At 37.9% G+C, this 26,532-nt stretch carries 29 protein-coding genes, 1 pseudogene and 1 riboswitch; of the genes and pseudogenes, 23 read left to right on the top strand and 7 right to left on the bottom strand.

Features of this window, described 5'->3' with window-relative positions:
- Positions 1-16: 16 nt before the first annotated feature.
- The 13 genes from EHW89_RS06780 to EHW89_RS06720 all read left to right on the top strand — a co-directional run bounded on the left by EHW89_RS06780 (position 17) and on the right by EHW89_RS06720 (position 8,981).
- Entirely contained in the window at positions 17-700 is a 684-nt protein-coding gene (locus EHW89_RS06780; protein ID WP_003029961.1) for a Bax inhibitor-1/YccA family protein, read from the top strand.
- Between the two features lie 105 nt (positions 701-805).
- The gene (locus tag EHW89_RS06775; RefSeq protein ID WP_126467483.1) at positions 806-2,056 is read left to right on the top strand and encodes a diaminopimelate decarboxylase; all 1,251 of its coding nucleotides are present in this window, start codon (positions 806-808) and stop codon (positions 2,054-2,056) included.
- A 54-nt stretch (positions 2,057-2,110) separates the two neighbouring features.
- The gene (locus EHW89_RS06770) at positions 2,111-2,359 is read left to right on the top strand and encodes a YneF family protein (RefSeq protein ID WP_003031614.1); all 249 of its coding nucleotides are present in this window, start codon (positions 2,111-2,113) and stop codon (positions 2,357-2,359) included.
- A gap of 93 nt (positions 2,360-2,452) precedes the next feature.
- On the top strand, positions 2,453-3,247 hold the full coding sequence (gene racE / locus EHW89_RS06765) for a glutamate racemase (RefSeq protein WP_003038626.1): 795 nt from the start codon (positions 2,453-2,455) through the stop codon (positions 3,245-3,247).
- Positions 3,244-4,230 carry a nucleoside-triphosphate diphosphatase gene (locus EHW89_RS06760; protein ID WP_003038538.1) on the top strand — a complete coding sequence of 329 codons (987 nt, stop codon included), beginning with the start codon at positions 3,244-3,246 and terminating at the stop codon, positions 4,228-4,230. Before racE ends, EHW89_RS06760 begins: the two co-directional genes overlap by 4 nt.
- Complete coding sequence (locus tag EHW89_RS06755; protein ID WP_126467481.1) at positions 4,206-4,727, top strand: metallophosphoesterase; 522 nt, start codon at positions 4,206-4,208, stop codon at positions 4,725-4,727. The genes EHW89_RS06760 and EHW89_RS06755 overlap by 25 nt, the downstream gene beginning before the upstream one ends.
- Complete coding sequence (gene cbpB, locus EHW89_RS06750) at positions 4,724-5,185, top strand: cyclic-di-AMP-binding protein CbpB (RefSeq protein ID WP_003023640.1); 462 nt, start codon at positions 4,724-4,726, stop codon at positions 5,183-5,185. Before EHW89_RS06755 ends, cbpB begins: the two co-directional genes overlap by 4 nt.
- Positions 5,182-5,913, top strand: a complete 732-nt coding sequence (xerD, locus tag EHW89_RS06745) for a site-specific tyrosine recombinase XerD (RefSeq protein ID WP_126467479.1) — start codon at positions 5,182-5,184, stop codon at positions 5,911-5,913. Before cbpB ends, xerD begins: the two co-directional genes overlap by 4 nt.
- Positions 5,913-6,623, top strand: a complete 711-nt coding sequence (locus EHW89_RS06740; protein WP_049516802.1) for a segregation/condensation protein A — start codon at positions 5,913-5,915, stop codon at positions 6,621-6,623. Before xerD ends, EHW89_RS06740 begins: the two co-directional genes overlap by 1 nt.
- A complete protein-coding gene (gene scpB, locus EHW89_RS06735; RefSeq protein WP_117644233.1) occupies positions 6,616-7,182 on the top strand; it encodes an SMC-Scp complex subunit ScpB in 567 nt (188 codons plus the stop codon). The genes EHW89_RS06740 and scpB overlap by 8 nt, the downstream gene beginning before the upstream one ends.
- Entirely contained in the window at positions 7,169-7,894 is a 726-nt protein-coding gene (locus EHW89_RS06730) for a pseudouridine synthase (RefSeq protein ID WP_024051496.1), read from the top strand. Before scpB ends, EHW89_RS06730 begins: the two co-directional genes overlap by 14 nt.
- Positions 7,894-8,148, top strand: a complete 255-nt coding sequence (gene yidD / locus EHW89_RS06725; protein ID WP_126468079.1) for a membrane protein insertion efficiency factor YidD — start codon at positions 7,894-7,896, stop codon at positions 8,146-8,148. Before EHW89_RS06730 ends, yidD begins: the two co-directional genes overlap by 1 nt.
- A 347-nt stretch (positions 8,149-8,495) precedes the next feature.
- A complete protein-coding gene (locus EHW89_RS06720; RefSeq protein ID WP_126467477.1) occupies positions 8,496-8,981 on the top strand; it encodes an acyl-CoA thioesterase in 486 nt (161 codons plus the stop codon).
- A 366-nt stretch (positions 8,982-9,347) separates the two neighbouring features.
- Here EHW89_RS06720 and EHW89_RS06715 read toward each other — a convergent pair.
- From EHW89_RS06715 to trkA, 3 genes and pseudogenes are all read right to left on the bottom strand, one after another.
- Positions 9,348-10,595 (bottom strand): annotated as a pseudogene (locus EHW89_RS06715) (aminoacyltransferase).
- Between the two features lie 382 nt (positions 10,596-10,977).
- Positions 10,978-12,417: a TrkH family potassium uptake protein gene (locus tag EHW89_RS06710; protein WP_126467475.1), complete on the bottom strand. Its 1,440-nt coding sequence runs from the start codon at positions 12,415-12,417 to the stop codon at positions 10,978-10,980.
- Positions 12,418-12,420: 3 nt separating this feature from the next.
- Positions 12,421-13,770, bottom strand: coding sequence for a Trk system potassium transporter TrkA (trkA, locus tag EHW89_RS06705; RefSeq protein ID WP_126467473.1), 1,350 nt, complete (start codon positions 13,768-13,770; stop codon positions 12,421-12,423).
- 361 nt (positions 13,771-14,131) lie between these two features.
- Between trkA and EHW89_RS06700 the strand changes: the two genes are divergently transcribed.
- The 8 genes from EHW89_RS06700 to EHW89_RS06665 all read left to right on the top strand — a co-directional run bounded on the left by EHW89_RS06700 (position 14,132) and on the right by EHW89_RS06665 (position 20,499).
- The gene (locus tag EHW89_RS06700) at positions 14,132-14,644 is read left to right on the top strand and encodes a tRNA (cytidine(34)-2'-O)-methyltransferase (RefSeq protein ID WP_126467471.1); all 513 of its coding nucleotides are present in this window, start codon (positions 14,132-14,134) and stop codon (positions 14,642-14,644) included.
- 68 nt (positions 14,645-14,712) lie between these two features.
- Positions 14,713-14,937, top strand: a riboswitch (FMN riboswitch).
- Positions 14,938-15,085: 148 nt separating this feature from the next.
- On the top strand, positions 15,086-15,649 hold the full coding sequence (locus EHW89_RS06695) for an ECF transporter S component (protein ID WP_106083789.1): 564 nt from the start codon (positions 15,086-15,088) through the stop codon (positions 15,647-15,649).
- Positions 15,639-16,289 carry a phosphatase PAP2 family protein gene (locus tag EHW89_RS06690; RefSeq protein WP_126467469.1) on the top strand — a complete coding sequence of 217 codons (651 nt, stop codon included), beginning with the start codon at positions 15,639-15,641 and terminating at the stop codon, positions 16,287-16,289. Before EHW89_RS06695 ends, EHW89_RS06690 begins: the two co-directional genes overlap by 11 nt.
- Positions 16,290-16,311: 22 nt before the next feature.
- Positions 16,312-16,638, top strand: coding sequence for an MGMT family protein (locus EHW89_RS06685; protein ID WP_037598806.1), 327 nt, complete (start codon positions 16,312-16,314; stop codon positions 16,636-16,638).
- Positions 16,639-16,679: 41 nt separating this feature from the next.
- The gene (locus tag EHW89_RS06680; protein ID WP_126467467.1) at positions 16,680-17,624 is read left to right on the top strand and encodes a TIGR01212 family radical SAM protein; all 945 of its coding nucleotides are present in this window, start codon (positions 16,680-16,682) and stop codon (positions 17,622-17,624) included.
- Positions 17,618-18,166, top strand: a complete 549-nt coding sequence (locus EHW89_RS06675) for a tRNA (mnm(5)s(2)U34)-methyltransferase (RefSeq protein WP_003023670.1) — start codon at positions 17,618-17,620, stop codon at positions 18,164-18,166. Before EHW89_RS06680 ends, EHW89_RS06675 begins: the two co-directional genes overlap by 7 nt.
- Before the next feature lie 12 nt (positions 18,167-18,178).
- Positions 18,179-18,433, top strand: coding sequence for a hypothetical protein (locus tag EHW89_RS06670; protein ID WP_106384696.1), 255 nt, complete (start codon positions 18,179-18,181; stop codon positions 18,431-18,433).
- Positions 18,434-18,444: 11 nt separating this feature from the next.
- Positions 18,445-20,499 (top strand): cation:proton antiporter, encoded by a 2,055-nt coding sequence (locus EHW89_RS06665; RefSeq protein ID WP_126467465.1) that lies wholly within the window; start codon positions 18,445-18,447, stop codon positions 20,497-20,499.
- 70 nt (positions 20,500-20,569) lie between these two features.
- Here EHW89_RS06665 and EHW89_RS06660 read toward each other — a convergent pair whose 3' ends face one another.
- From EHW89_RS06660 to EHW89_RS06650, 3 genes are all read right to left on the bottom strand, one after another.
- Positions 20,570-20,869 (bottom strand): DUF1827 family protein, encoded by a 300-nt coding sequence (locus EHW89_RS06660; RefSeq protein ID WP_003023675.1) that lies wholly within the window; start codon positions 20,867-20,869, stop codon positions 20,570-20,572.
- A gap of 63 nt (positions 20,870-20,932) precedes the next feature.
- A complete protein-coding gene (locus EHW89_RS06655) occupies positions 20,933-21,382 on the bottom strand; it encodes an NUDIX hydrolase (protein ID WP_126467463.1) in 450 nt (149 codons plus the stop codon).
- Positions 21,383-21,457: 75 nt separating this feature from the next.
- The gene (locus EHW89_RS06650; RefSeq protein WP_106384278.1) at positions 21,458-22,582 is read right to left on the bottom strand and encodes a PTS sugar transporter subunit IIC; all 1,125 of its coding nucleotides are present in this window, start codon (positions 22,580-22,582) and stop codon (positions 21,458-21,460) included.
- 390 nt (positions 22,583-22,972) lie between these two features.
- Between EHW89_RS06650 and EHW89_RS06645 the strand changes: the two genes are divergently transcribed.
- Positions 22,973-23,578, top strand: coding sequence for a GyrI-like domain-containing protein (locus EHW89_RS06645; RefSeq protein ID WP_126467461.1), 606 nt, complete (start codon positions 22,973-22,975; stop codon positions 23,576-23,578).
- Between the two features lie 43 nt (positions 23,579-23,621).
- Here EHW89_RS06645 and EHW89_RS06640 read toward each other — a convergent pair whose 3' ends face one another.
- Positions 23,622-25,901, bottom strand: coding sequence for an ATP-dependent Clp protease ATP-binding subunit (locus EHW89_RS06640; protein WP_126467459.1), 2,280 nt, complete (start codon positions 25,899-25,901; stop codon positions 23,622-23,624).
- 238 nt (positions 25,902-26,139) lie between these two features.
- Between EHW89_RS06640 and EHW89_RS06635 the strand changes: the two genes are divergently transcribed.
- The gene (locus EHW89_RS06635) at positions 26,140-26,370 is read left to right on the top strand and encodes a DUF1797 family protein (RefSeq protein WP_003023686.1); all 231 of its coding nucleotides are present in this window, start codon (positions 26,140-26,142) and stop codon (positions 26,368-26,370) included.
- Positions 26,371-26,532: the final 162 nt, after the last annotated feature.

The raw sequence follows: 26,532 nt of genomic DNA, 5'->3' as shown, positions 1-26,532 counted from the left end.
ATAAAGGAGAGAGCTTATGAACAATACAGTTATTCAAGAAAATAGTGGTATCAATAGTTTTTACGCTAAAGTTTATTCATTAGTCGGTATGGGGATTGGCATTTCTGCCCTTGTCTCGGCTTTGATGTTAACAATATTTCAAGATGTGATTTATTCAGTAATAATGGCGAATAGTTGGATTTTTTATTTGGCAATTTTTGCTGAGTTGGTTCTTGTCTGGGTGGCTTCAGGGATGTCTGCCAAAAACAATCCAGCTGCGTTGCCAACTTTTCTAGTTTATTCGGCTTTAAATGGCTTTACGATTAGTTTAGTGTTGGCTCTTTACACACAAGCAACGGTTTTAGCAGCCTTCGTTACTTCTTCAGCGATGTTTTTTGCTATGGCATTGATTGGGAAATTTACCAAAAAAGATCTTTCTGGTCTGGGCAGAGCCTTTATTGCAGGTCTGATTGGAGTTATCATCGCTAGTTTGGTGAATATTTTCCTTAGAAGTTCTGGACTAGATTTCATCATTAGCATTATTAGTGTGATTATCTTTTCTGGATTGATTGCTTGGGATAATCAAAGAATCCGCTATGTCTATGAGCAATCAGGCGGAAATGTAGCGGCTGGTTGGGCAGTTTCACTCGCCTTAAGCCTTTACCTTGATTTTATCAATCTGTTCCTCAGCATTCTTCGTATTTTTGGAAGAGATAATTAAAAGTAAGAATTAGAAGCTGGACTGATTCCAGCTTCTTTTTTTATGGCTATGGCTTCTTCTTTTATGATATAATAAAGCAAATGAAAAGAAAGTATGAGACTTGCTATGAAAGAACCATTTCTTAGTCGCGAAAAGTTAGCTGAAATCACAACTCAATTTCCAACTCCATTTCATTTATATGATGAGAAAGGAATTCGTGAGACAGCTCGTGCGCTTCAGAAAGCCTTTTCTTGGAATCAAGGATTTAAAGAGTATTTTGCAGTGAAAGCAACTCCGAATCCGACTATTTTAAAAATCTTGAAAGAAGAAGGTTGTGGAGTAGATTGCGCCAGCTATGTAGAACTTTTGATGAGCCAAAAAGTAGGCTTTTCAGGAAATGACATGATGTTTTCGTCCAATGATACGCCTGCAGAAGAAATACAATTTGCGCGTGAATTGGGAGCTACTATCAATCTTGATGCTTATGAAGATGTTGCATTTTTACAGGAAGTGGCGAGCATTCCAGAAATCATTTCTTGCCGCTATAACCCAGGCGGTGTATTTGAGTTGGGAACAGATATTATGGATTCTCCAGAAGAAGCCAAATTCGGGATGACCAAAGAACAACTCATCCAAGCATTTAAAGATTTAAAAAATTTGGGCGTTAAAAAATTTGGGATTCATGCCTTATTAGCTTCTAATACTGTTACGAATGATTATTATCCTGAATTAGCCCGTCAGCTATTTGAATTAGCCGTTGAGGTCGTAGCTGAGACCAATGTGGACCTGGATTTTATCAATCTTTCAGGCGGAGTAGGCGTTCCTTATCGTCCAGAAGAAAAAGCAAATGACATTTTAGCGATTGGGCAAGGAGTTCGCCGAGTTTATGAGGAAATTTTAATACCTGCAGGTTTAGGAAAGGTTAAAATTTTTACGGAACTGGGACGTTTTATGCTGGCCACTCATGGGTTATTGGTGACGAAAGTATTGCATAAAAAGAAGACTTATCGCACTTACATTGGTGTAGATGCTTCAGCAGTGAACCTGCTGCGTCCTGCTATGTATGGCGCTTATCATCATATTACAAATATGGATCACCCAGACGGACCGACAGAAATAGTGGATGTGGTCGGCAGTCTTTGTGAAAATAATGATAAATTTGCCATTCAGCGCGAACTGCCGATTACCAATATTGGGGATACCCTAGTGATTCACGATACAGGAGCGCACGGTTTTTCAATGGGCTATCAGTACAATGCTAAACTTCGTTCAGCTGAAATTTTACTGGAAGAAGACGGCGGTGTACGAATGATTCGGCGTGCTGAAATACCAGAGGATTACTTCGCAACTTTGTATGGCTTTGATTTTGAAAAATAGACAATTTTTGATATAATAAGAAGATGTAAAAAGGGAAAAGAGGATTACATATTTATGAATTTACTATTAGCTATTTTGTTGATTATTGTGGCTTTTTTTGGTGGCATGCTCGCTGGAATGTATCTAGTTCGCAAACAAATTGAAAAAGAATTTGCAGACAATCCACGTTTGAATATTGATGCGGTTCGTACAATGCTATCTGCAAATGGACAAAAACCAAATGAAGCAAAGGTACAACAAGTGTATCGTCAAATTAAAAATCAACAAAAAGCAGCACTTGAAAATGCTAAAAAGAAAAAATAAGCTGTTAAAACAGTATAAAATTTGATTTTTAAAGAGATAACTGAATGGGGATTTGGGCCTTGCACCCAGTCCCTTCTTTAGAAAGAAGAACTTATGGATAATCGACCAATTGGTTTTTTAGACTCAGGCGTGGGCGGTTTGACAGTTGTTCGCGAACTGATGCGGCAGCTTCCACATGAGGAAGTGATTTATATCGGTGATTCTGCACGTGCGCCTTATGGACCAAGACCAGCAGATCAGATTCGCGAATATACATGGCAATTAGTGCAATTTCTTTTAACTAAAAATGTCAAAATGATTGTTCTTGCCTGCAATACAGCTACTGCTGTGGTTTGGGAAGAAATCAAAGAAAAATTGGATATTCCAGTTTTGGGAGTGATTTTACCGGGAGCTAGTGCAGCAATTAAAGCCTCTCAACATGGGACGATTGGCATTATTGGAACGCCAATGACGATTCAATCAGATATTTATCGGCAAAAAATCGAACGTCTCTTACCGGAAGTGGAGGTGACAAGTCTTTCTTGTCCCAAGTTTGTCCCACTGGTAGAGTCTAACGAGCTGTCGTCTAGCATTACGAAAAAAGTGGTCTATGAGAGCTTGATGCCGTTAAAAGGCAAGGTAGATACTTTAGTGCTAGGCTGTACGCATTATCCTTTACTAAAACCAATCATTCAAAATGTAATGGGACCAACAGTGAAACTGATTGATAGTGGAGCAGAATGCGTGCGGGACATTTCTGTTTTGCTCAATTATTTTGAAATCAATCACAGCAGAGAAGGAGAACTTCCTCAACACCGCTTTTTTACAACAGCAAATGCGAAAAGTTTTGCTGAAATTGCAGAAACGTGGTTAAATAAAGAAATAAATGTGGAGCATGTGACCTTATGAGTAGCAAAATTTATGAGTATAAAGATACCCAAGATTGGTATGTTGGAGAATGGTCTCCCTATGGTGGTGGATTCTATTTTAAAGACGTCGTTTCAGAAGAATTGAGTCGCATGGAAGAAGGGCTCCGTCAATTAGTAGTTGAAGAGCAGTCTTTTTCTGTTGCAGTGATTCAATATAACTCCATAATGTCTTTTGTTCAATTTGTCCTGCAAATGATTAATGAAAATCAAGATTCACAGTTTCAGGCGCAATTTCATAAAGGTGCTATTCTGATTACGGAAAAGGGACAGTTAGTTTTAGTGCATTTGCCTAAAAATGGGATTCAGCTGAATGATTTCTTTTCTCAGAAAAACTTGTCAGGTTTGACAGTCGGAGATACGATTTTAGTCGCTACTCGCAATGAAGGAAAAACTGCTGAATTTCGTAAAATATTTGAAAAATTAGGCTACAAAATTGAAAACCTGAATGACTACCCTGATTTGCCAGAGGTCGCAGAAACTGGGATGACTTTTGAAGAGAATGCTCGTTTGAAAGCAGAGACCATTTCTAAGCTGACTGGCAAAATGGTATTGGCGGATGACTCAGGCTTAAAAGTGGATGCACTAGGTGGTCTTCCTGGAGTTTGGTCTGCTCGCTTTGCTGGAAATGATGCAACAGACTTAGAAAACAATGCAAAATTGCTACATGAATTAGCAATGGTTTTCGACTTGAAAGATCGCTCTGCACAGTTTCATACCACTCTGGTAGTGGCAAGTCCTGACAAAGAAAGTCTGGTCGTAGAGGCTGACTGGCCAGGCTATATCAATTTTGAGCCGAAAGGTGAAAATGGATTTGGCTATGATCCTTTATTTTTAGTAGGTGAAACAGGCAAAACATCTGCAGAATTAACAATGGAAGAAAAAAACGCTCAATCACATCGAGCTCAAGCAGTTCAAAAATTAGTGGAGGTATTTCCAACATGGCAAAACAAACCATCATCGTAATGAGTGATTCTCATGGAGATCGTGCTATTGTAGAAGAGATAAAGACCTATTATCTCGGAAAAGTAGATGCTATTTTTCATAATGGTGATTCTGAGCTGCCAAGTGATGACGAAGTGTGGCAAGGAATTTACGTTGTAGCTGGGAACATGGATTTCTATGATGGTTATCCAGATCGCTTAGTGACAGACTTAAACGGCACCATTATTGCGCAAACTCACGGACATCTTCAACAGATCAATTTTGGTTTTCAAAAATTGGATCTCTGGGCACAAGAGGTAAATGCAGATATTTGTTTGTATGGGCATTTACATATTCCAGATGCGTGGATGGAAGGAAAAACACTCTTTTTAAATCCAGGTTCTATCAGCCAACCGCGCGGTGTTATCAATGAGCGACTTTATGCTAAGGTAGAGATTAGTGATGATGCATTTCAAGTGGACTATTATACGCGTCAACACGAACTGTATTCTCGCCTATCAAAGGAGTTTGCTCGATGATTGCTAAGGAATTTGAAGATTTTCTCTTACAGCAAGAAGATACTTTTTTAACACCGGCAGAAAACTTAGCTGTCTTGATTGATACTCACAATGCTGATCATGCTATTTTGTTGTTGAGTCAGATGACCTATTCGCGAGTACCCGTTGTGACAGATCAGAAAAAGTTTGTTGGAACTATTTCGCTGACAGATATCTTGTCTTACCAAATGCAGCATGAAATCCCTGATGAGGAATTTATGACAACGGATATTGTTCACATGGCGAAAAAAGATGACCTGACAGTCGGTCCGGATTTTACATTGACAGAAGTGCTGCATAAGTTAGTAGATGAGTCCTTCTTGCCAGTCGTTGATCAGGACAATACATTTCAAGGAATTATTACACGCAAATCTATCCTAAAAGCAGTTAATGCTCTTTTGCATAGTTTTGCGAATGAATACGAGATTCATCCAAAATGAAAGAAGAAATAACAACCTTTTTAGAAGGAAAAAATTTATCTGAGAATTCAAAAACAGCTTATTTTTATGATTTGGAGCAGTTCGTAGATGTGACCCATGCAAAAATTACAGAGACCAATCTGCGGATTTATCAGGCTTCTATCGCTGACTTTAAACCTTCTGTTCAGAAACGAAAATTATCTGCTGTTAATCAATTTTTGCATTATTTATATAAGCAACGATTGATTTCAGACTTTTATCGTTTGGAGTTGCCAAAAGTGGGAATTCCGAAAGAACATGATGCGGAAATTTTGGATTTGTCTGATTTTTATGCAGATACAAATCAATACAACGGTCGTTTAATTGCCTTACTTATTCTAGAAATGGGGCTTTTACCAAGCGAAATTTTGCAGTTGAAGGTAGCAGATGTCAATCTGGATTTTCAGATTATTCGCATTGAGAAAGCAGGTCAAAAGCGCATTGTGCCCATTCCAGACCAATTGATTGGAGAATTGGAAACAACTCTGGAAGGAACTTACTTGTTAGAAAAGAATGGAAAAAGCTATTCGCGGCAATGGGGCTTTCGTCAATTAGAAGCTTTTTTGATTGAAAAAAATCAAGCTACTTTATCAGCTCAGAGTTTGCGGGAGCAATATATTTTACGCCAGCGAGAAAAAGGCATAGGAATATATGAAATTGCGCGCAATTTAGGCTTAAAAACAATGATGACGTTGGAAAAATACAGATAATGGACATAAAAATTAAAGATTTTGAAGGCCCATTGGACTTATTGCTTCATTTGGTGTCAAGATACCAAATGGATATCTATGATGTGCCGATTACAGAGGTCATTGAGCAATATCTGGCTTACGTAGCGACGCTTCAAGCTATGAAGTTAGAAGTGACGGGTGAATACATGGTAATGGCAAGTCAGCTCATGTTGATTAAAAGCCGTAAACTCTTGCCAAAAGTAGCTGATAGCTTAGAAACTGAAGAAGATTTGGAGCAAGATTTGCTTTCTCAAATTGAGGAATATCGGAAATTCAAATTATTAGGTGAGAAAATGGCGGAGCAACATGAAGAACGAGCTCTTTATTATTCCAAACCTAAAATTGAATTGGTGTATGAAGGTGCAACATTGCTCCATGATAAGACAACGATTGATTTATTTTTGGCTTTTTCTAAATTAATGACGCAAAAAAGAGAAGAATTTGCTCAAAGTCATACAACGATTGTCAAAGATGAATATAAAATCGAAGACATGATGGATGTGATACGTGAACGCTGTTATTCTCAAGAAAAAATTGCTCTGCAAGCCATTTTTTCAGAAACAAAAGATATGAATGAAGTGATTACCTTATTTTTAGCGACATTGGAATTAGTAAAAGTTCAGGAAGTTCAAGTGATACAAGAAGAAAATTTTGGGAATATTTATCTAATAGGAAAAAGAAATGAGTAAGTTAGCAGAGATTGAAGCCCTGCTCTTTGTGGCGGGCGAGGACGGCTTGCGTGTCCGTCAACTGGCAGAGCTCCTCTCTATGCCTCCTACGGGAGTGACACAGAGTTTGGAGAAATTGGCAGAAAAGTATCAAAAAGATGAAGATTCAAGTCTTGCCTTGTTAGAGACGTCGAATACTTATAAAATTGTTACCAAGCAAGATTTTGCTGAATTGTTGCGGGAATATTCAAAAGCCCCTATCAATCAAAGTTTATCAAGAGCTGCCTTGGAAACTTTGTCCATTATTGCTTATAAGCAGCCCATTACGAGAATGGAAGTGGATGAGATTCGTGGGGTCAATTCTAGTGGTGCTATTTCAAAGTTGCAGATATTTGACTTGATTCGTGAAAATGGAAAAAAAGAAGTGCTAGGGCGCCCAAATCTTTATGTGACAACGGATTATTTTTTGGATTATATGGGAATCAATAGCTTAGAAGAATTGCCAATAGTAGAAGAGACAGAGTTAATGGCAGAAGAAAGTCAGCTATTTACTGAAAGGATAGAGGATGAGAATCAATAAATATATTGCCCATGCTGGGATTGCGAGCCGTAGAAAGGCAGAAGAGTTGATAAAACAAGGGCTTGTCACTGTGAATGGACAAGTTGTTCGTGAGTTGGCGACGACGATTAAGTCAGGTGATCGTGTTGAGGTCAGTGGTCAGCCAATTTACAATGAAGAAAAAGTGTACTATCTCTTAAATAAGCCACGCGGTGTCATTTCCAGTGTGACAGATGACAAAGGTCGCCCAACGGTGGTTGATTTGTTGCCAAATGTCACAGAGAGAATCTATCCAGTTGGTCGACTTGATTGGGATACGTCAGGTGCTTTGATTTTGACAAATGATGGTGATTTTACAGATGAGATGATTCATCCGCGAAATGAAATTGATAAGGTCTATGTAGCTCGTGTTAAGGGGATGGCTGATAAAGAAGTTCTCCGTCCCTTGACCAAAGGTGTGGAAGTTGATGGCAAAAAAACCAAACCAGCGGTTTACGAAATTCTGAAAGTAGACCCGGTTAAGAATCGTTCGGTTGTTCAGTTGACCATTCATGAAGGACGAAATCACCAAGTGAAAAAGATGTTTGAAGCTGTTGGTTTGCAAGTAGATAAACTTTCTCGTACGCAATTTGGTCATTTGAATTTAACTGGTCTTCGTCCGGGTGAAGCTCGCCGTCTCAATAAAAAAGAGGTCAGCCAGTTACATAACCTAGCTGTGACGAAGAAAAAATGATGAAAAAAATCTTTATCGAACCAGTGCGCTTTTATCAAAAGTTTATCTCGCCAGCCTTTCCACCCTCTTGTCGCTATCAGCCGACTTGCTCAAATTACATGATTCAAGCGATTGAAAAGCACGGTGCTAAAGGTGCCTTAATGGGAATTGCACGTATTTTGCGTTGTCATCCTTGGGCAGAAGGAGGAGATGATCCTGTACCAGATGTTTTTAGTTTGAAGCGCAATTATGCAGAAGACAAAGAAAAAGGTTGAGACGCATCCTCTATAAAGAGGTCAACCAGAGATTCTTTATAAAATACTATAACTTAATAGTACAAATATAAAAAACGAACAATTTTGACATTCTAACTAACAGAAAATCAAAATTGCTCGTTTTTTATATTTCTTGCTGGCCTTTTGTTGCCGGTTCATCTCATACTCAATGAAAATTGAAAAGTTTTAAAGGTATTCGCTGTGTGAAATCTAACTATCTTTTCTATAAAGTCAGCTTAGACGAACGATTAAAATATCTTGAATCTACTTCGTATTTACTCTTCATTTAAAGACTGATATAATAATCATGAAAGCGCTTGTAAATTTAATCTTAAAAAGGAGAGCAAATGATTTTGGAAACAAGAAATATTGCCATTCAAGATACTTATGGTGAGCGATTCCAGCATTGTTGGGGATGCGGTCCTAAGAATGAGTCAGGCTTGCATTTAAAAACTTATCCTAGTCTAAACGGAACTAGCTGCATTAGCAAGATAACACCAGCTCAACAGTATACCGGTGGTGTTCCAGCTAATCTATTTGGCGGTATGATTGCCATGATTTTTGACTGTCATGGTACCGCTTCAGCAGCCTGGTTTGCTCATCAAAATAAGGGCTTAGATTTGACAGAAGAAACGGTCATTGGACGATTTATCACAGCTCGCTTGGAAATAGATTATAAAAGTCCAACGCCCATTGATGAGGAAATTACGGTCATCTCTCGACTTGAAGAACTAGGCCAAAGAAAAGCCATTGTGGCAATGGAGATGACAGTAGCGGGTCAGGTGCGTGCCAAAGCTAGAATGGTAGCAATCGCAGTGAAAGATAACATGTAGTATGTTTCGAAGATGAGACTACGCACTAAATTGTTGTTTCATTTAGTTCCTATACGGTAAACTTTAAAATAGTGCAAAAATGCTTTCTCTATAATATAATCAGAGTGAAAAATTATGGAATGTTAGTTTGTCTCTAACATTCTTTTTTGTGTTTAAATAGAATCATCATAGCTTATCTGATAAGAAGTAGATAGTAAACCAATCTCAGCGGAGAATGAGTAAGAATTATTGTTGCTTTTTGAGATGAACACAATAAATTACTAATCACAAAGATCTCACTAGGATTACACACCTAATGAAGATTTTATATTGGTTTGCATGGTTTTTTAAGCAAGTGTAGCAAAACCATGGAAGGTATTTTAGGATTTATCTATTTAAAATTTTTTTAATTATTTGAATAGTTATATGTTTAAACGGGGAAGGATAATATCTAAAAGTTCCCATTTTTCTCAGGACATAACCATTGAAATTTTGTTTAAAACGAAATACACTGTCAGAACCATCAAAATGACCAGTAATACCCAAAAGGTTGTAATAGGGAATACCTCGCTTGATTGATTCTCGCATTACATAATCTTGCAAAAGAGCGGGTGCGTAGAATTTGTTAAATTCAGGATAGGATCCAGAAAAGAGATAGACCGTCGAGATAGACCGTCTCTTGGGAAGTGTATACAAAAAGACTGCCAGCTAATATTGTACTTTTGTCTCCATACTTTTTAATAGTTGGTATACTTCGTTTTTTCGTATTTCAAACGTTTCAAATTGACTAGATAGTTCTCGAAATTGATTCAGTTTTTTTTCAGAGGAATGGTTGTTTTCTTCAAGATAATCTTGTAGTAATTTAATCTTTTTAGATAATTCATTCTGATTATTTTGTAAATGCTCCAGATAATTTTTGAAATTTATGCTCGCTATAATAAATTCTGCATTGCTTCCAAAGCTATCATAAAATTTTTCATAATAATCTAAAGTCTTATCATTATAGTTGCGACGTTCAGAAGTTGATGAAGTAATCTGCTTAAATTTATAAAGCTCATTACGTTTAAGTTTATGCAGTTCTATACCAAATGTTTTAGCCTTTTTGACTAATGATTTTCCTTGTTTAATAAAAGACTTTAGTAATGTTTCTTCTGTTAAGTCATCTAGGTCTTTTACAAAATGCCAATCACCTTCACCTCCAGGATAGTCCTTTTGCAAGCCATCAAATTGGTAATTCAGGTTGGTGAGCATAGATACAAGTTCCTTCTTTTCTGTACTAATGGGATCGCCTTTACTATTGAAGACTTGATAAATATCATAGGGTTTCACAACCAGCTCCATAGCATTTAATTGTTTTGCATAGATTTTTAACTCTTCATAAAATTTAGGCAAGAACTCATAGTTAGTGACAACAGGTCCAGAGTTGATTTCTAGGTATGGACCACCTGCCATTTTTGTACTAAATAATAATGCTGATACTTGTAATTGATTGTTATCAAAGAAGCCAATGAACTCAACATTATATCCTCTTTTTTTCAATAGAATAGACATTTCTACGGATTGGATAAAGGATTTTCGTTTCGCTTTTTGATAATGTTGCTTAAATGCTTCTTTAGTAATTATTTCTAAAGGCATTGTTCTGTACTCCTTAATCATTTGTAGGTTAATAAACAGAGCTGGTGAAGCTACAGAATAAAATTATTTCTTATTTGAAAACGTTTTTATTTTGAACTATTTTATCACCCAGAATTTAACCCTGTCAAAATATTTGCTCTTGAATTTTAATATTATGAAATTTTTAATTCACCAAAATTTTGTATTTATAAAAGAATAGGCAAACGAAGCCATATGAAATTCAGGTTTCTTACGGATTTTATTTATGACTTAGTTGATAAAAGAAAATAAAAAAACAATCCAAAGGAGCATTTCCTCTAGAAAACAAAAGACAAACCTACCAAAATGGTGATTTGTCTACAGTCTGAGATATTAGTTTTATGACCAGCGTTTAGGCAATATGCTATCGTTTGGACCATGTCTGTGGCATAAAGAGCAGGATCATTGGGTAAATCTCTAAACGCCCTGCGATCATGGCAAGAGAGAGTAGGAGTTTGGAAATAGGACCAAAGATGGCAAAGCTATCAGTTGTTCCTAACATTGGTCCAATGTTGTTGAAACAGCTAAGAACGGCACTGACGACTGTCATCAAGTTATTATTATCTAAACTAACGATGAAAATGAGAAAGATGATAATCATCGTATAAAGTACAAGGTATTTTAAGATTTTATGCTGAGTGTCTTTGTCAATGACACTATGATTGACGTGCAGAGTCAATACCCGCTTTGGTGAGAGGGTGGACAATACTTGATTTTTAGCAATGCGAACCAGCATTAAGCAACGAACTACCTTTAAACCGCCGGCGGTTGAACCAGCAGAACCCCCTATACACATAAGAATGAGGAGGATGAACTGAGAAAAGAGTGGCCAAGCCGTGGTGTCTCCAAAACCAAAGCCGGTTGTAGTAATAATATTAGAGACTTGAAAAAATGAAATCTCCAAAGTTTGAGAGAGGTCTTGATAGATATGAAAGACATTAAGGCAGATGAAAATCGTTGCAGATGCTACAATAATGAGATAAGTTCGCAATTCTTCATCGCCAAAGGATGCTTTAAATTTCCTCAATAGTAAAAAGTAATAGAGATTGAAATTCACTCCAAAGATAAGTACTCCAAAACTGACTAGATACGTAATGAGAGAGCTGTTATAGTGAGCAATTCCGTCATTGTAGACACTAAAGCCTCCTGTTCCCGCTGTTCCCATGGCAATGATAAAGCTATCAAATAGAGGCATGCCTGCCAGATAATAAATCACTACAAAAATAGCAAAAAGTGCTAAATACAGCAAATAGAGAATTTGTGCAGTATCCTTTAATTTAGAGACAACTTTACCAAAAACAGGACCAGGGACTTCTGCTCGCATTACTTCCAAATGACCATTTTTATTATTTTCCATAATAGCAAGAGCAAAGACAAGTACTCCCATACCTCCGATTAAGTGGGTAAAACTACGCCAAAAGAGTAAGGAATGTGACAAAACAGAGACGTCTGGTAAGATAGAAGCTCCAGTTGTTGTAAAGCCTGAACTGATCTCAAAGAAAGCGTCGATGAGATGAGGAATTTGTCCTGAAAAAACAAAAGGAAGCGCCCCAAAGAAGGACCAAAGTATCCAGCATAAGGCGACAATTAAAACCCCTTCTTTGGCATAAATATGATGATTTTTGGGCTTAAAAGAACTGCCTAAAAGTCCGACTGCCAAGAGAATGCCAATTGTAGCGCTAATTGAGAGCAGGTTTTGATTGGGTTCATGATAGATAAATGCTACAATGAGGGGAATCAGTAGCAGTCCTGCTTCAATGATTAACAATTTTGAGAGGAGGAAACGAATCATACTTCTATTCATGGCTTACCTCTCTAACAAATCATATATTTGCGTGATATTTTGGATTAGTGTCGTGACGATGATTTGGTCGCCTATTTGAATGTGGTCTTCCCCCGTTGGGAAAATAGGTTTTCCATTTCGGATAATGGCAGCAATCAAGACACCTTTTTTCAGTTTGAGGCTGGAAAGTGGTCTTCCAGTCATTTTATTTTCTTCCTTTATTTGAAATTGCAGGGTTTCGATTTGTCCATTGGCAAGGTGGTGCATGGCTTGTAAATCAGAATATTGGGCATTCACACGTCCGCGGACAAAGTGCATAATCGTGTCAACAGCGATTCTCTTTGGTGTTACAATGCTTGAAAATTCCTGACTGTCAATGATTTCAAGCAAGCTAGTCCGATTGACTTTCGTGATATTTTTTTGAATACCCATGCTTTCAAGGAACATAGATGAAATGATATTTTCCTCATCGATACCAGTCAAAGTGGCAACAGCGTCATAGTGCTGAGCACTTTCTTCTAGTAAAATGTCTTTTGCGGTACCGTCTCCTTGAACAATATGTAAATGTGGAAATTCTTGACTAAACCATTCAGCATGTCTCGGATTGATTTCAATCACCTTCAGTTTTATTTTGCTATTTTTTAGGATATTGAGTAGGTAATAAGCAATTTTCCCAGCTCCAATGAGCATCAGACTTTTTATGACTTTTGGTCGAACGAAATTATGGAAAAGAATAACCTCAACTCGGTTTCCAGTGACATAGATAGTATCATTCTGCAAAATGGTGATTTCACCGTCTGGAATGAACAATTGGTTATCGCGTTCGATGGCACAAATCAGAACATTTCCAAATTTTTTTCGGAATTGAGATAAAGTCATCTGGCAGAGGTTGCTATTTTGTTTGACTTTGAAGGCCATTAAACTGACACGTCCATTTGAAAAATGCTCCACAGAAAGCGCGTTAGGAAATTCGATGATATTTGCAATGTATCGGGCTGCTAGTAGCTCAGGATTAACAATGAGCGAAAAACCAAGAATATTTTTTTCTTTAAAATAAGAATTTGAATATTCTGGGTTACGAGCACGAACAATCGTTTCTTTTGCCCCCATTTTTTTAGCTAATACAGCTGAAATCATATTAACTTCATCTTGCTCCGTCATGGCAATAAAAATGTCACAATGTCCGACATCAGCCTGTTCTAAAATTTTAAAATTGGCACCGTTACCCACAATGCCCATAATATCATAACGTTTTGTAACCCTATTGAGGACAGATTCATTTTGTTCGATTAGAATCACATCATGATTTTCCGCCACAAGTGAACGGCAGAGTGCAGCTCCAACTTTACCGCCACCGACGACAATAATTTTCATCTTATACCTCCCAAGTATCCTATCCTATCATACCTTTTTTTGCAAAAATTTCATTATTTTGAAGAAAGAAAAAGAGATATTTTATTCAGAAGAGTCCAGTAATTGAAAATAAAAAGATAAAACTTGAAAATTCATCATAAAAATCTAGAAAATATGAAAAAATAAAGCTTTTTTTGTTGACATGTGCTAAGAAAGTGATATACTAAGAAAGTACCCTCATTGATTTACCTCAAACCTGTTGTGATGTAAGTTAATGAGCCTTAAACCACGCTGTCTGCTGAGCTTGACTCCGGGCAGTGTGGCTATTTTTTTGCTTGATAGCAATCACAGCTCACTAAGATAGATGAGAAGGCTATAACATATGACAACATTTCAAAATCACATTGTTCTTTTTGAACCACAAATTCCTCAAAATACAGGAAATATCGCACGGACTTGTGCGGCAACCAATTCACCTCTTCATATCATTTTACCAATGGGATTCCCGATTGATGACCGTAAGATGAAACGAGCTGGCTTGGATTATTGGGATAAGCTGAACATTACTTATTATGACAATTTAGAAGAGTTCATGAGTAAAATGGATGGACATCTCTATTTGATTTCTAAGTTTGCGGAGAAGGTTTATGCGGAAGAAAATTTTGCAACTGCTGGAAATCACTATTTCATGTTTGGGCGTGAGGATAAGGGATTGCCAGAAGATTTTATGCGTGCTCATTCTGAAAAAGCCTTGCGGATTCCGATGAATGATGAACATGTCAGAAGTCTGAATTTGTCAAATACAGTTTGTATGATGGTGTATGAAGCCCTGCGCCAGCAAGATTTTACAGGATTAGATCTAGTACATCACTATGCATATGACAAATTAAAATAGGATTTCTTAAAAGAATGGACGACATCGGATAAAATGCTTGCTCTAGCAGGCTTTTTTTGTTATGATTAAAGGGTCTTCAGGGCAGGGTGAAATTCCCGACCGGCGGTAATTTGTAGCCGTTGACAATCTTTTGTTTTTATATAGCGTTGTAGTTTCTTTGTGTACCCTTGAAACGCCACTTCATTTAAAAACAAAATCTTTGCCAACTGGATAGCTGCTTTAAGTCCGCGAGCGTAAGCTGATGTGGTGCAAGTCCACAACCGACAGTACAGTCTGGATGGGAGAAGACGAAAGGCAATGAAGAAGGTCTAAAAGTACAGCTTTTAAATTTTATTTAAGGAGATTTTCTTATACTATTTCAAAGGTTCCGTTGATTTAGAGAAATCGTTCTTCAGTAAGCCTTCCAGCTTCTCTAATTTTTATAAATTGGAGGAACCTGTTATGACACATACACGCAAAATGGCTGTTGTTGCCATTCTTTCAGCAATTTCATTTTTGCTGATGTTCTTTGATTTCCCGATTTTACCGGGGGCTAGCTTTTTAAAGTTAGATTTCAGTATTTTACCAATCTTACTGGGATTAGTGGTGCTGGATTTAGGTGGTGCTTTGAGTATTTTATTGGTTCGTTCGGCGCTCAAACTGCTGCTGAACAATCAAGGCGTCAATACTTATATTGGCTTGCCGATGAATATCATTGCGGTTGCTGTTTTCGTAATTGCTTTTGCTTTTATTTGGAAAAAAGAACAAACTACCGTTCGTTTTCTAATCGCTTCTGTGGTGGGAACGCTCGGATTGACCTTGGCAATGCTGATTCTCAACTATGCCTATGCTATTCCACTCTATGCAACATTTGCTAATTTTGATATTTCAAAGATTCTGGGCGTGGCAAACTATCTATTTGCAATGGTCATTCCATTTAATCTATTAGAAGGTGTGGTTTTTGCAGTTGCCTTCTGGCTGATTTATCTGCTTTTAAAGCCGATTTTAATCAAATATGAAAAATAAACAAACTTTTTTAACCAAGGGCTCTTTTGCCCTTTTACTTTTTGTGATTTTAGGATATGTTGTCAAGTTTCATCCTAATTATTTAAAAGGCTTTGATAGTCTAATTCAGATAACTTTACGTGGAGATTTGCCACATACTTTGACATTTTTCTTTTCTAGCGTAACGAGTCTGATTAATACGCCCGTTATTATGACCTGGGTCGCAGTTTTGGCTGGTTTTTTCCTTTATAAGAAATGGTGGAGTGAGGCTATTCTTTTAATTGGGAATCTTGCCTTGACGGGGCTTTTAGTTGCTTTTTTGAAAAATATCTATCAACATTCGCGTCCTGCTATTCAACATTTGGTAGAAGAAGGTGGATTTTCTTTTCCGAGTGGGCATGCCTTGGCTTCTACACTAATCTTTGGTACGCTGTTGATTATCGTTAGTCAACGAATAAAATCAGTGCAGACGAAGCGTATCTTGCAAAGTTTGATGATTGTGATGATTTTTATCATTATGACGTCACGTGTGTATCTGGGAGTACATTATCCGACAGATGTGTTGGGAAGCTTTCTCTTAGGCCTAGGAATTTTGCATGTTGAATTTCCTTATTATGATAAGTTGCGTTTTCAATGGCGTTTCAAAGGAAAACAAAAATAGCATTGCTACAAGGAAAAAGATGATGCAAAAAGTGTTAAATGACAAGTTAGTACATCAAATTTTATCAGTTGTGTCCTGTATTCCCTTAGGGAGCGTAGCGACATATGGGCAAATTGCGCAGTTGATTGGGCGAGAAAGAAATGCTCGTTTGGTAGGTCGCGTCCTGTCTCAGGCTGGACTTTATGGGAAGTATCCTTGCCATCGTGTGGTTAATTCCGCAGGACGCTTAGCGCCAGCGTGGGAGGAGCAGAGACATCTCCTTTGGGCCGAAGGAGTGACTTTTAAAACGAATGGCTGTGTGGATTTGAAAAAGCACCAATGGAAGCCAACGGACATTAGTAAAGTGTAAATGGAACTCCGAACGCGAGTTCTGTTTTATTTTGTGGTACAATGAAAGTTATGAAACCATATAATTCGTTAAATGCTTATTATCGAAAACTATTTGGAGAGAAGACATTTAAAGTTCCGATTGATGCTGGCTTTGATTGCCCTAATCGAGACGGAACGGTAGCTCATGGTGGCTGTACTTTTTGTACGGTATCTGGGTCAGGTGATGCCATTGTAGCACCAGAAGCACCGATTCGTGAGCAATTTTACAAGGAAATTGATTTTATACATCGAAAGTGGCCTGAAGTCAAGAAATATCTAGTTTATTTTCAAAATTTCACCAATACCCATGATAAGGTGGAGGTCATTCGTGAGCGATATGAGCAAGCCATCAATGAGCCAGGAGTTGTCGGTATTAACATTGGAACCAGACCAGACTGCCTGCCTGATGAGACGATTGCTTATCTAGCAGAATTATCTGAACGCATGCATGTGACGGTAGAGCTGGGCTTGCAGACGACTTATGAAGCTACTTCGCAATTGATTAACCGCGCACATTCCTATGAATTATATGTTGAAACGGTTCAACGTCTGCGGAAATTTCCAAAAATCGAGATAGTTTCTCACTTAATCAATGGCTTACCTGGTGAAACTCACGAAATGATGATAGAAAATGTTCGCCGCTGTGTGACAGACAATGACATTCAAGGGATTAAATTACATCTTTTGCATTTAATGACCAACACACGCATGCAACGAGATTATCATGAAGGACGCTTGCAGCTGCTTAGCCAAGATGAGTATGTTTCAATTGTTTGTGACCAATTAGAAATAATCCCTAAGCATATCGTCATTCATCGGATTACAGGCGATGCGCCACGAGATATGTTAATTGGCCCTATGTGGAGCCTCAACAAATGGGAAGTTCTCAATGCGATTGAACAGGAAATGAACCGTCGCGGCAGCGTTCAAGGGTGTAAAGCAAAGGAGCAACGATTTATATGTTAAGACCATTACAAATGGCACATGCTTTTTTAGAGGAAGTAGTGACTGATGAAGACATCGTCGTTGATGCCACTATGGGCAATGGGCACGACACGCTTTTCTTGGCACGATTGGCTAAAAAAGTGTATGCTTTTGATATTCAAGAGCAAGCCGTTGAGCAAACTACCAAGCGCTTGGCAGAAGCTAAATTGGACAATGTTGAACTGCTTTTAACAGGTCACGAAAATGTGGATCAATATGTTGCAAGTATTAAAGCAGCTATTTTTAATCTAGGCTATCTTCCGTCGGCAGATAAAACAGTGATTACGCAGCCACATACAACTATTCAGGCTTTGGAAAAATTATGTCAGCGCTTAGTAACTGGCGGTCGGATTGCAATCATGATTTATTATGGACATACAGGTGGCGATGTGGAGCGAGATGCAGTTTTAGATTTTGTCAGTCAATTGCCGCAGCAGGAATTTACTGTCGCCCTTTATAAAACAATCAACCAAATCAATCAGCCCCCCTTTTTAGTGATGATTGAGAAATTAAAAATGACCTAAGTGGGGAGAAAAATGGATAAGCAATATCTACATGAAAAATTGAACTGCTTGCGTAGTCAATATCTAGATTCAACCAATGGAGAAATCTTAGCAAAGCAAGTAAACGATGCGCAGATGAGCAAAAAAATGCTTCGGATTAAGAAAAAATTAGTCAATCTTGAAATGGAGCGCTGTCAAAAAATGATTGAGCATCGCGATTTATCGAAAATAGATCAAAAAATCTCCGAGCAGAAGATGCTTTTTGAAAAATGCTGTAAACAAAAATAAAGGAGGAAAATGTGGACTTACTCCTTTATATTATTATCTTTTTATCTGTTCTGATTGTTTCAAATGCCACCAACAAGCTATTTCCAAGCTTGCCGACGCCACTCATACAAATTTTATTAGGGATTGGCTTGGGATTTTTCATTCCAGTTGGGACGTTTCATTTAGAGACAGAGCTGTTTCTAGCTTTAATCATTGGACCGCTACTGTTTCGAGAAGCAGAAGAAAGCGATATTACCAGTATTCTTAAGCATTGGAAGATTGTTATTTATCTGATTTTTCCAGTTATTTTTCTATCAACTTTGAGTCTTGGTTTTTTATCGCATGGGCTATGGGTGTACCTTCCTCTTGCAGCTTGTATCGCGGTTGGAGCCGCCTTGGGTCCGACTGATTTAGTGGCTTTTGCGTCCTTATCTGAGCGCTTTACCTTTCCAAGACGTGTAGAAAATATTTTGAAAGGGGAGGGCTTGCTAAATGATGCGAGTGGTTTAGTTGCCTTTCAATTTGCCCTGACGGCTTGGACAACAGGGAAATTTTCAGCTCAGGAAGCCAGCACCTCACTTATCCTTTCAATCATTGGCGGTTTTATTGTGGGTGGTCTAACTGCTTTTTTAAATCGTCAATTGCAAAAGCTGCTGTATACGGTGCGAGCCTCAGACACAGCAGGAGAACTGTTGTTAGAATTAAGTTTACCGTTGCTGACATTCTTTTTGGCCGAAGAACTCCATGTATCAGGAATTATTGCAGTGGTCGTGGCAGGGATTTTTAAGGCTAGTCGTTTTAAAAGGATTACTTTATTAGAAGCTCAAGTTGATACCGTGACAGATACGATTTGGCAAACTGTCACATTTATGCTGAATGGATCGGTCTTTGTCATTTTAGGAATTGAGTTAGAAACGATAGCTGAACCCATTTTGAAAAGTCCGATTTATGATAATCTCTGGCTCCTTCTGACAATTCTTTTACTGACGATTGTGCTATTTGCCATTCGTTTTGTCATGATTTATGGCTTTTATTTCTGGAGAAGTCTGCGTTTGAAAAAGAGAATGTCGAAATATTGGAGAGATATTGCTCTGTTAACTTTTTCAGGCGTGAAAGGAACGGTGTCTATTGCGACCATTCTCTTGATTCCAACAGCGTTAGAACAAAAGTATCCTCTCTTGCTTTTCTTGGTGGCTGGGGTTACGTTGCTTAGTTTTTTGACAGGGCTTGTAATATTACCTCGTTTATCAGAAAACAAAGAAGAATCATCCGACTACCTCATGCATATTGCTATTTTAAATGATGTTGTCCAAGAATTGGAAGAAGATTTGAAACATACCAAAGTTAAGGCTCCGCTTTACGCGGCTATTGATAATTATCATGGACGAATCGAAAATCTTATCTTGGAGCAAGAAGGAAGATCTGTTCAAAAAGATTTGACAGATTTACAATTGCTGATGCTGAGTATCGAAAGTGACGGTTTGGAACAGGCTTACGAAGAAAGAAAAATAAGCAACCGTGCCTATTCCATTTACCAACGTTATTTATGGAATATGGAGCAAAGAATCAACCGCAACCTTGCTTCGCGCTTCACTTATTTTTTGATTAGCTTTTTCAGAATGACTCGCTTATTGCTGCATGAGATTGTTACATTTGGCTCTACTTTCCGTAATTGGCTCAATCAAGATAGAGCAAAGCCTAGTAAGGCTGAAAGAGAAGAGATTGCCGAACTGTATCTAGCCAATACAGAAGTAATTATCGGGAGTTTAGAAAATCTGAAGGGTGTTTATAATACTGCACTTATCAATTTCTTGCAAGATTCGCGTATTCGTGAGACAGCAATTATTGAAAGCAGTGCTTTTATTGAACGGGTTATCACGCGTATCAAACCGAATAATATCAAGGAAATGCTACGAGGCTATTATTTGGAGCGGAAGATTATTTTTGAATATGAACACGAAAAGCTGATTTCAGCTAGTTATGCAAAATTTCTCCGTCAAAATGTCAATAATTTAGAAAATTATTCTCTCAAAGAAACCGCCAATACATTACCATACGACATGATGAACTATGTCAGACAGAAATAAAACGGGAGTGGATTGAGCACTTAGTTGCGAATTCACTCTTTTTTAAACAAAAAAATAAGCCTTGACAGGCTTATTTAGTTGGGATGGATATTTCAATGAGGTTTGTTGAATAGAGTGTCTTAATTCGAGAAGCATCAATCGATTTTGTATCAATTTTTCGTTTCAAAAAAAATTCTCGAATTTTTTCAACTTCTTGTTCGCGAATGGCGCGGTGTTTATTTGAAATCAGAATTTCATAATGAAAAGGTGCTTGCGTAAAGACGACGTCTGTATTTCCAGCGGAAAAAGTCTCAACTAGTGTAGCATCTGTACTTTCTAATTGACTTTGTACAAGGCGTGCATGGCTGTTTGTCGTGTTAATAAGCTTCATCTGACTTCCTCCTATATTCTATTCCTATTATAGCACTTTTTCATAAGAAATGTGAACAATTTCTCATACTTTATGATTCTTTTTCCACATTTCAATTCCCCATTTATGACTGCCGCGTTTTAATTTGGAAATAGCTTCTTTGATTGGAAACCAGGCGAGCTGATTAAAATCTTCTAAAGGTGCTTGCGATTGCTCATACTGGCTTACTTCATAAATGTAAGCAGGGTTATAAAAATAGGTATCGCGGTGGCGAGAATAAAAATATTCATCTGCTTGTCCGTAATATTGACCGATTTGAGCAGTAAAACCAAGCTCTTCAATCAGTTCACGTTTTAAGGCAGTCAAACGATCCTCATCTTGCTCAATCTCGCCTCCGGGCAAGAACCAAGCGCCGTTGGGGGCTTGCACTAAAATTATCTTTTCTTGCTTTTCATCTGGAATAACTGCATAAACGCCATAGCGATTCACATATTGAACGTCTTCTTGCTTTTCTCCAAAAGTTGCGACTGTCATATCGTTTCCACTCTTTCTTATATGCTACTAATATCATAATGCAGAAATCAAGTGCTGTCAAGGCTTTCAAGCATTTTAAGGTTCAAATTTGAAAATATCTGCTGTATATAAATTGAGCACTTTTTCAAAGAGAAGACGGAAAAGAATGGCAACGACTGTTGGGATGACAAGCCAAGCTAAGATTGCCAGTCCCATGGAAAGTCCGCCTGTAACAGAAGCGAAGAGTCCAGTCAGACCAACTAATCCAAAACCTGCTGATGCAGGCGTCCCGGTAATGGTGAAGAGCGGAACCAATAGTCCAGTTACAACAGAAGTTGCAATGATAGGAACATAAGAGATTGGATGTTCAAAGACATTGGTCATCATCATTTTCATTGAACCAAGGGCGACAGCAGCAGTTACACCAGGTTTATTGACGAAGAATGAATGAACAACAAGGACGATACAAGTTGTTCCGACCCCCATAGCAGAAGCACCGGCAGCGAGTCCATTTAGTCCAATGGCAAGACCGATTGCAACTGTTGAGATTGGAGCCACGATTAAGATAGCAAAAGTAACACAGATGAGAACACTCATTAAGTAAGGCTGAAGATCCGTAAAGTAGATGATTCCTTGCCCGATTAAGCTAGAAATCATTTTGACATAAGGAAGTGTGAATAACCCCACAGTCGCAAGAAGCGATCCAACGATTGGCAGAAGAACAAAATTAAAAGATTCAAATTTTCCTTCTAGCCAGAGCAATACGAGGACGCTGAGGGCACAAATTAGCATGACATTGATAATGTCCCCTGTACCGGTCGTGTAGAATCCAGTAACCATTTTGTTTGCAGTTGCGGTAATTTCAGCAGGGGCTTTTTGCTTTTGAACATATCCTAATAACTCCGTTGCTCCAGCTAGTTTGCTAGAAGCACCAGAACTAACAAAAGCAATGGCTGTCAGAAGTGCAGCTTTCATTCCTTTGAAATTAAATTCTAAGGCAACCAGCGTTCCAATTACGGCAGATAAAGTGGCTTGGAAAAGAACGTTAGCCACATTCCAAGTTGCAAAGAAAGCATTATTTTTGAAAAAGTCTAAAGAGAAAATAATGGCAAAGATACAGTTAGGCAGCAAGGCTACGATAACACCAATTGCGGTTCCGTTTAGAACTTTATGCAAAAATGATTTAGGGGTAAGTGATGCGGTTGTGTTTTCTTTTGTCATAAAAAACTCCTTTATTTTTGAAAAATAAAATCCGCCTTATCCCAAATGAGAATAAGGCGGAGTCATGTAAAAATGGAGATGATTATCCCATTTTAAAACGGTAGCTACGCCTTGATAAGATACTATAAATAATGATAATAATATCTATAATCAACATAACGTAACTCCTTTTTTATTTTTCTTGTTGTCTATTATAACATCTTATTCCAAAAAAACAATAGAAAAATTGAAATTTTCTGATTATTTTGAAAAAACAGAATATCTATTATAAAAAATATGGGAAAACAGAAGAAAAATCTTCAAACAAATTTTACTTTTATATAAAAGTTGACACCAGGCGACAAGTTTCTTCTGTTATACTCATGATAGAAAAATGAAAGGAGCAAACAAATGAAATATGAATGGAGAAAATTAGATAAAAAACTTTATCAAGGTCCAAAAACTCCTGTGGTCATTGAACACCCTGTGCAGTCATTTATCATGTTAAATGGTCAAGGAAATCCAAATAAAGCTGACTTTTCAGAAAGGGTTTCTGCTCTTTATTCCCTCGCTTATGCGATTAAAATGGAGTATAAAAAAACTGCTCATCATCAGGAATTTACTGATTTTACCGTTTACCCTTTGGAAGGGAGTTGGCAGCAAACAGAAGCAGAGACTTTGGTAAAAGACGACTTGGTTTATACGATTATGATTGCTCAGCCAGAGTTTATTACAAATGAAATAGTTGAAACAGCTCTCGAAAAAGTAAAAGTGAAAAAGCCAAATCCGTTTTATAATGAGATTCGCTTTGAACGAATAAGCGAAGGAAGCAGCGTTGCCATGCTTCATGTAGGACCATTTGACGATGAACCACAAACCTTCGCGAAAATGGATGCTTTCTGTCAAGAAAATGGGTTAAAACGCTGCACAGCATATCATCGTGAAATTTATTTGAACAATAAAAATCGCACCGCTCCAGAGAAACTAAAGATAATTTTGAGATATAGTGTTCAGTAACTAAAAAGTCACTCCCTAGACTTCTAAGGAGTGACTTTCATGTTTAATTAGCATTGTTATCTGCTGGTTTTTGGATTTCTTTGTCGGCTTCATTTTCAGCTTTTTTAGCCGATTTGATGACAATTTTACCGTTGCTTGTCATGACAGCCTTGAGTTCTTTTTCACTTGGGTGTTCAAGGTAGTAGTCAGTAATGGCGTCTTCGATGTGATCTTGGATTGTCCGACGCAGAGGACGAGCTCCCATTTTCGGATCGTAACCCAAGTCAACTAATTTTTCCTTGACTTTATCTGTCACATCTAGGTGAATATCATTTACAGCTAAGCGATTATTTACATCTTCGAGCATCAAATCTACGATTTTTAGGAGATTTTCTTTGCTTAGAGATTGGAATTCGATGATACCGTCAAAGCGGTTCATAAATTCTGGACTGAAGAAGTTGCCTAATTCACCGAGAACAGAGTTAGTCCGTCCTTCGCGTGTTGCTCCAAAACCAACATTTGCTTCAACTTTGCCAGTACCGGCGTTTGAAGTCATGATGATAATTGTATCTTTAAAGCTAACTGTGCGCCCTTGTCCGTCTGTCAGACGTCCATCGTCAAGAACTTGCAGGAACATGTGCATAACATCTGGGTGAGCTTTTTCTATTTCATCAAGTAAAATGAGAGAATAAGGATTACGACGTACACGTTCTGTTAATTGTCCAGCTTCTTCGTAGCCAACGTAACCTGGAGGCGCTCCGACGAGTTTTGCTACGCTATGTTTTTCCATATACTCACTCATATCAAAACGAATCATGCTGTCAGCTGAACCAAAGAGCTCAATCGCTAGTTGTTTAGAAAGTTCTGTTTTGCCGACACCGGTTGGCCCAACAAAAAGGAAAGAACCAATTGGTCGGTCTGGTGTACCTAGTCCAACTCGATTACGGCGAATGGCCTTCGCAATTTTATCAACAGCATCATCTTGGCCAATGACATGAGCTTTCAAATCATCGGCTAGACTAATCAGTTGCGATTGTTCCTTTTCTTTTAAGTCACCAACTGGGATATTTGTTTTTTGCTCAATGATATGTTCAATGGTTTTTTCACTAATGATAGGCGTGTCTTGGTTTACCATTTTATTTTGCTGCATTTCTTTGTATTTAGCAATTTGGTCACGGAAATAAGCAGCTTTTTCAAAATCCTCATCACGAGTAGCTTGTGCCTTGAGGTTTTCAGCTTCTACCAATCGTTGATCAATGACTTTTGGATCGACAAAGTTAAGTGTCAGATTCATCTTAGAGCCTGCTTCGTCTAGCAAGTCAATGGCCTTATCAGGCAAGAAGCGATCTTGGATATAACGATTGGACAAGACAGCTGCCGCTTCAATGGCATCGTCTGTGTATTTGACGTGGTGATAGTCTTCGTATTTCTTTTGAATACCTTTGAGGATAGTGATCGTTTCTTCAACTGTTGGTTCATCAACTTTTACAGGCTGCATACGGCGTTCCAGTGCAGCATCTTTTTCGATAATCCGGTATTCATTGAGAGTTGTGGCACCGACTAATTGGAGTTCACCGCGAGCAAGTGCTGGTTTTAGGATATTTCCAGCATCCATATTTCCATCGCCAGCAGAACCAGCTCCAACAATTTCGTGAATTTCATCAATGAATAATATAACATCTTGTCGAGAGCGAATTTCGTTCATGAGTTTTTGCATTCGCTCTTCAAATTGACCACGGATTCCAGTCCCTTGAACCAAACTAACGACATCTAAACGGATGACTTCTTTTCCTTGAAGTTTATGTGGAACATCACCGTCCACAATCTTCTGTGCCAAGCCTTCTACAACAGCTGTTTTACCGACACCGGGCTCTCCTATGAGGACTGGATTGTTCTTTGTTCGACGGTTGAGAATTTCAATGACGCGGACGATTTCCTCATCACGACCGATCACGGGGTCAATTTCACCGCGCCGAGCAAATTCGGTTACATTGATACCAAATTCTTCTAGGAGTCCTTTTGGCTGTTGCGGAGTTTGCTGGCGTGCACCCCCACCTTGATTGGAACCGTAACCTCCATTGCCGTAACCACCTCCAGATTGAGTCGGAGGGGTCTGCGGTTCTTGATGATTTTGAAAATTCCCTAGATTGTTAAAGAAATCATCAAAAGGGTCTAAATTGTTTTGATTATTCATATTGGTCATTCCACGAAATAAGGCATTGTTTGGGTCTGTTTTCATGATTTGATAACAATTTTGACAGAGGTCAACTTGGTGTTGTTTTCCATTCACATTCGTGTAAAGATGAATGGTAGATTCATTTATTTTACAATTTTGACAAAGCATGTGCTACCTCTTTCTTTTAAAATTTGTTTGAATAATACCAATTGGTCAATAATAGTCAAATTTCTTAGTTTTATTATAGCAGTATTCTAAAACATTGCAAGAATAAAGTGTTAAAAGACAGATTTTTGTACTGAAGCGTTTTATTTTGTGTTAAATTTATCAAAAACAGGGCTTTTACTGGTATTTCATCTTTCATTTGTGGTAAAATAGTAACGTATAAATGAATAGGAGAAGGAAAATGGAATCACATTTAGTAAGAATTATCAATCGTTTAGATGCTATGACAAAAGATGGCGGCAATTTGAAACGCAATTTTGAGCGTGACGGAGTTGTTGTAGCAGAAGTAGCTTATAGCTATGACGAAGAAAATGGCTCAGTATTCACTCTTCGTGATGTAGCAGCGCGTGAAACTTACACATTTGACAGCATTGATTTGATTGCTATGGAAATTTATGAATTGTTGTATTAATTTGCTAGTCTCTAATAAGATATCCTCTAGGCACCTGCTTAGGGGGTATTTAATTTGCAATAATTTTTGCCTATCTACCTTAGAATTGTCAGAAATTCTTAGAAAAAAGTGGTATACTAATAATGATAGTAAGCATATTTCTTGACAAACAGAAAAGGAGAG

The sequence above is a fragment of the Streptococcus periodonticum genome, from assembly GCF_003963555.1.
Taxonomy (GTDB): domain Bacteria; phylum Bacillota; class Bacilli; order Lactobacillales; family Streptococcaceae; genus Streptococcus; species Streptococcus anginosus.
The sequence above is the reverse complement of the archived record's forward strand: the minus strand, read 5'-3'. Positions and strand labels throughout refer to the sequence as shown.

Coding starts and splice junctions, on each gene's coding strand:
- EHW89_RS06780 (WP_003029961.1), top strand. CDS start 17: ATGAACAATACAGTTATTCAAGAAAATAGTGGTATCAATAGTTTTTAC.
- EHW89_RS06775 (WP_126467483.1), top strand. CDS start 806: ATGAAAGAACCATTTCTTAGTCGCGAAAAGTTAGCTGAAATCACAACT.
- EHW89_RS06770 (WP_003031614.1), top strand. CDS start 2,111: ATGAATTTACTATTAGCTATTTTGTTGATTATTGTGGCTTTTTTTGGT.
- racE (WP_003038626.1), top strand. CDS start 2,453: ATGGATAATCGACCAATTGGTTTTTTAGACTCAGGCGTGGGCGGTTTG.
- EHW89_RS06760 (WP_003038538.1), top strand. CDS start 3,244: ATGAGTAGCAAAATTTATGAGTATAAAGATACCCAAGATTGGTATGTT.
- EHW89_RS06755 (WP_126467481.1), top strand. CDS start 4,206: ATGGCAAAACAAACCATCATCGTAATGAGTGATTCTCATGGAGATCGT.
- cbpB (WP_003023640.1), top strand. CDS start 4,724: ATGATTGCTAAGGAATTTGAAGATTTTCTCTTACAGCAAGAAGATACT.
- xerD (WP_126467479.1), top strand. CDS start 5,182: ATGAAAGAAGAAATAACAACCTTTTTAGAAGGAAAAAATTTATCTGAG.
- EHW89_RS06740 (WP_049516802.1), top strand. CDS start 5,913: ATGGACATAAAAATTAAAGATTTTGAAGGCCCATTGGACTTATTGCTT.
- scpB (WP_117644233.1), top strand. CDS start 6,616: ATGAGTAAGTTAGCAGAGATTGAAGCCCTGCTCTTTGTGGCGGGCGAG.
- EHW89_RS06730 (WP_024051496.1), top strand. CDS start 7,169: ATGAGAATCAATAAATATATTGCCCATGCTGGGATTGCGAGCCGTAGA.
- yidD (WP_126468079.1), top strand. CDS start 7,894: ATGAAAAAAATCTTTATCGAACCAGTGCGCTTTTATCAAAAGTTTATC.
- EHW89_RS06720 (WP_126467477.1), top strand. CDS start 8,496: ATGATTTTGGAAACAAGAAATATTGCCATTCAAGATACTTATGGTGAG.
- EHW89_RS06710 (WP_126467475.1), bottom strand. CDS start 12,417: ATGAATAGAAGTATGATTCGTTTCCTCCTCTCAAAATTGTTAATCATT.
- trkA (WP_126467473.1), bottom strand. CDS start 13,770: ATGAAAATTATTGTCGTCGGTGGCGGTAAAGTTGGAGCTGCACTCTGC.
- EHW89_RS06700 (WP_126467471.1), top strand. CDS start 14,132: ATGACAACATTTCAAAATCACATTGTTCTTTTTGAACCACAAATTCCT.
- EHW89_RS06695 (WP_106083789.1), top strand. CDS start 15,086: ATGACACATACACGCAAAATGGCTGTTGTTGCCATTCTTTCAGCAATT.
- EHW89_RS06690 (WP_126467469.1), top strand. CDS start 15,639: ATGAAAAATAAACAAACTTTTTTAACCAAGGGCTCTTTTGCCCTTTTA.
- EHW89_RS06685 (WP_037598806.1), top strand. CDS start 16,312: ATGCAAAAAGTGTTAAATGACAAGTTAGTACATCAAATTTTATCAGTT.
- EHW89_RS06680 (WP_126467467.1), top strand. CDS start 16,680: ATGAAAGTTATGAAACCATATAATTCGTTAAATGCTTATTATCGAAAA.
- EHW89_RS06675 (WP_003023670.1), top strand. CDS start 17,618: ATGTTAAGACCATTACAAATGGCACATGCTTTTTTAGAGGAAGTAGTG.
- EHW89_RS06670 (WP_106384696.1), top strand. CDS start 18,179: ATGGATAAGCAATATCTACATGAAAAATTGAACTGCTTGCGTAGTCAA.
- EHW89_RS06660 (WP_003023675.1), bottom strand. CDS start 20,869: ATGAAGCTTATTAACACGACAAACAGCCATGCACGCCTTGTACAAAGT.
- EHW89_RS06655 (WP_126467463.1), bottom strand. CDS start 21,382: ATGACAGTCGCAACTTTTGGAGAAAAGCAAGAAGACGTTCAATATGTG.
- EHW89_RS06650 (WP_106384278.1), bottom strand. CDS start 22,582: ATGACAAAAGAAAACACAACCGCATCACTTACCCCTAAATCATTTTTG.
- EHW89_RS06645 (WP_126467461.1), top strand. CDS start 22,973: ATGAAATATGAATGGAGAAAATTAGATAAAAAACTTTATCAAGGTCCA.
- EHW89_RS06640 (WP_126467459.1), bottom strand. CDS start 25,901: ATGCTTTGTCAAAATTGTAAAATAAATGAATCTACCATTCATCTTTAC.
- EHW89_RS06635 (WP_003023686.1), top strand. CDS start 26,140: ATGGAATCACATTTAGTAAGAATTATCAATCGTTTAGATGCTATGACA.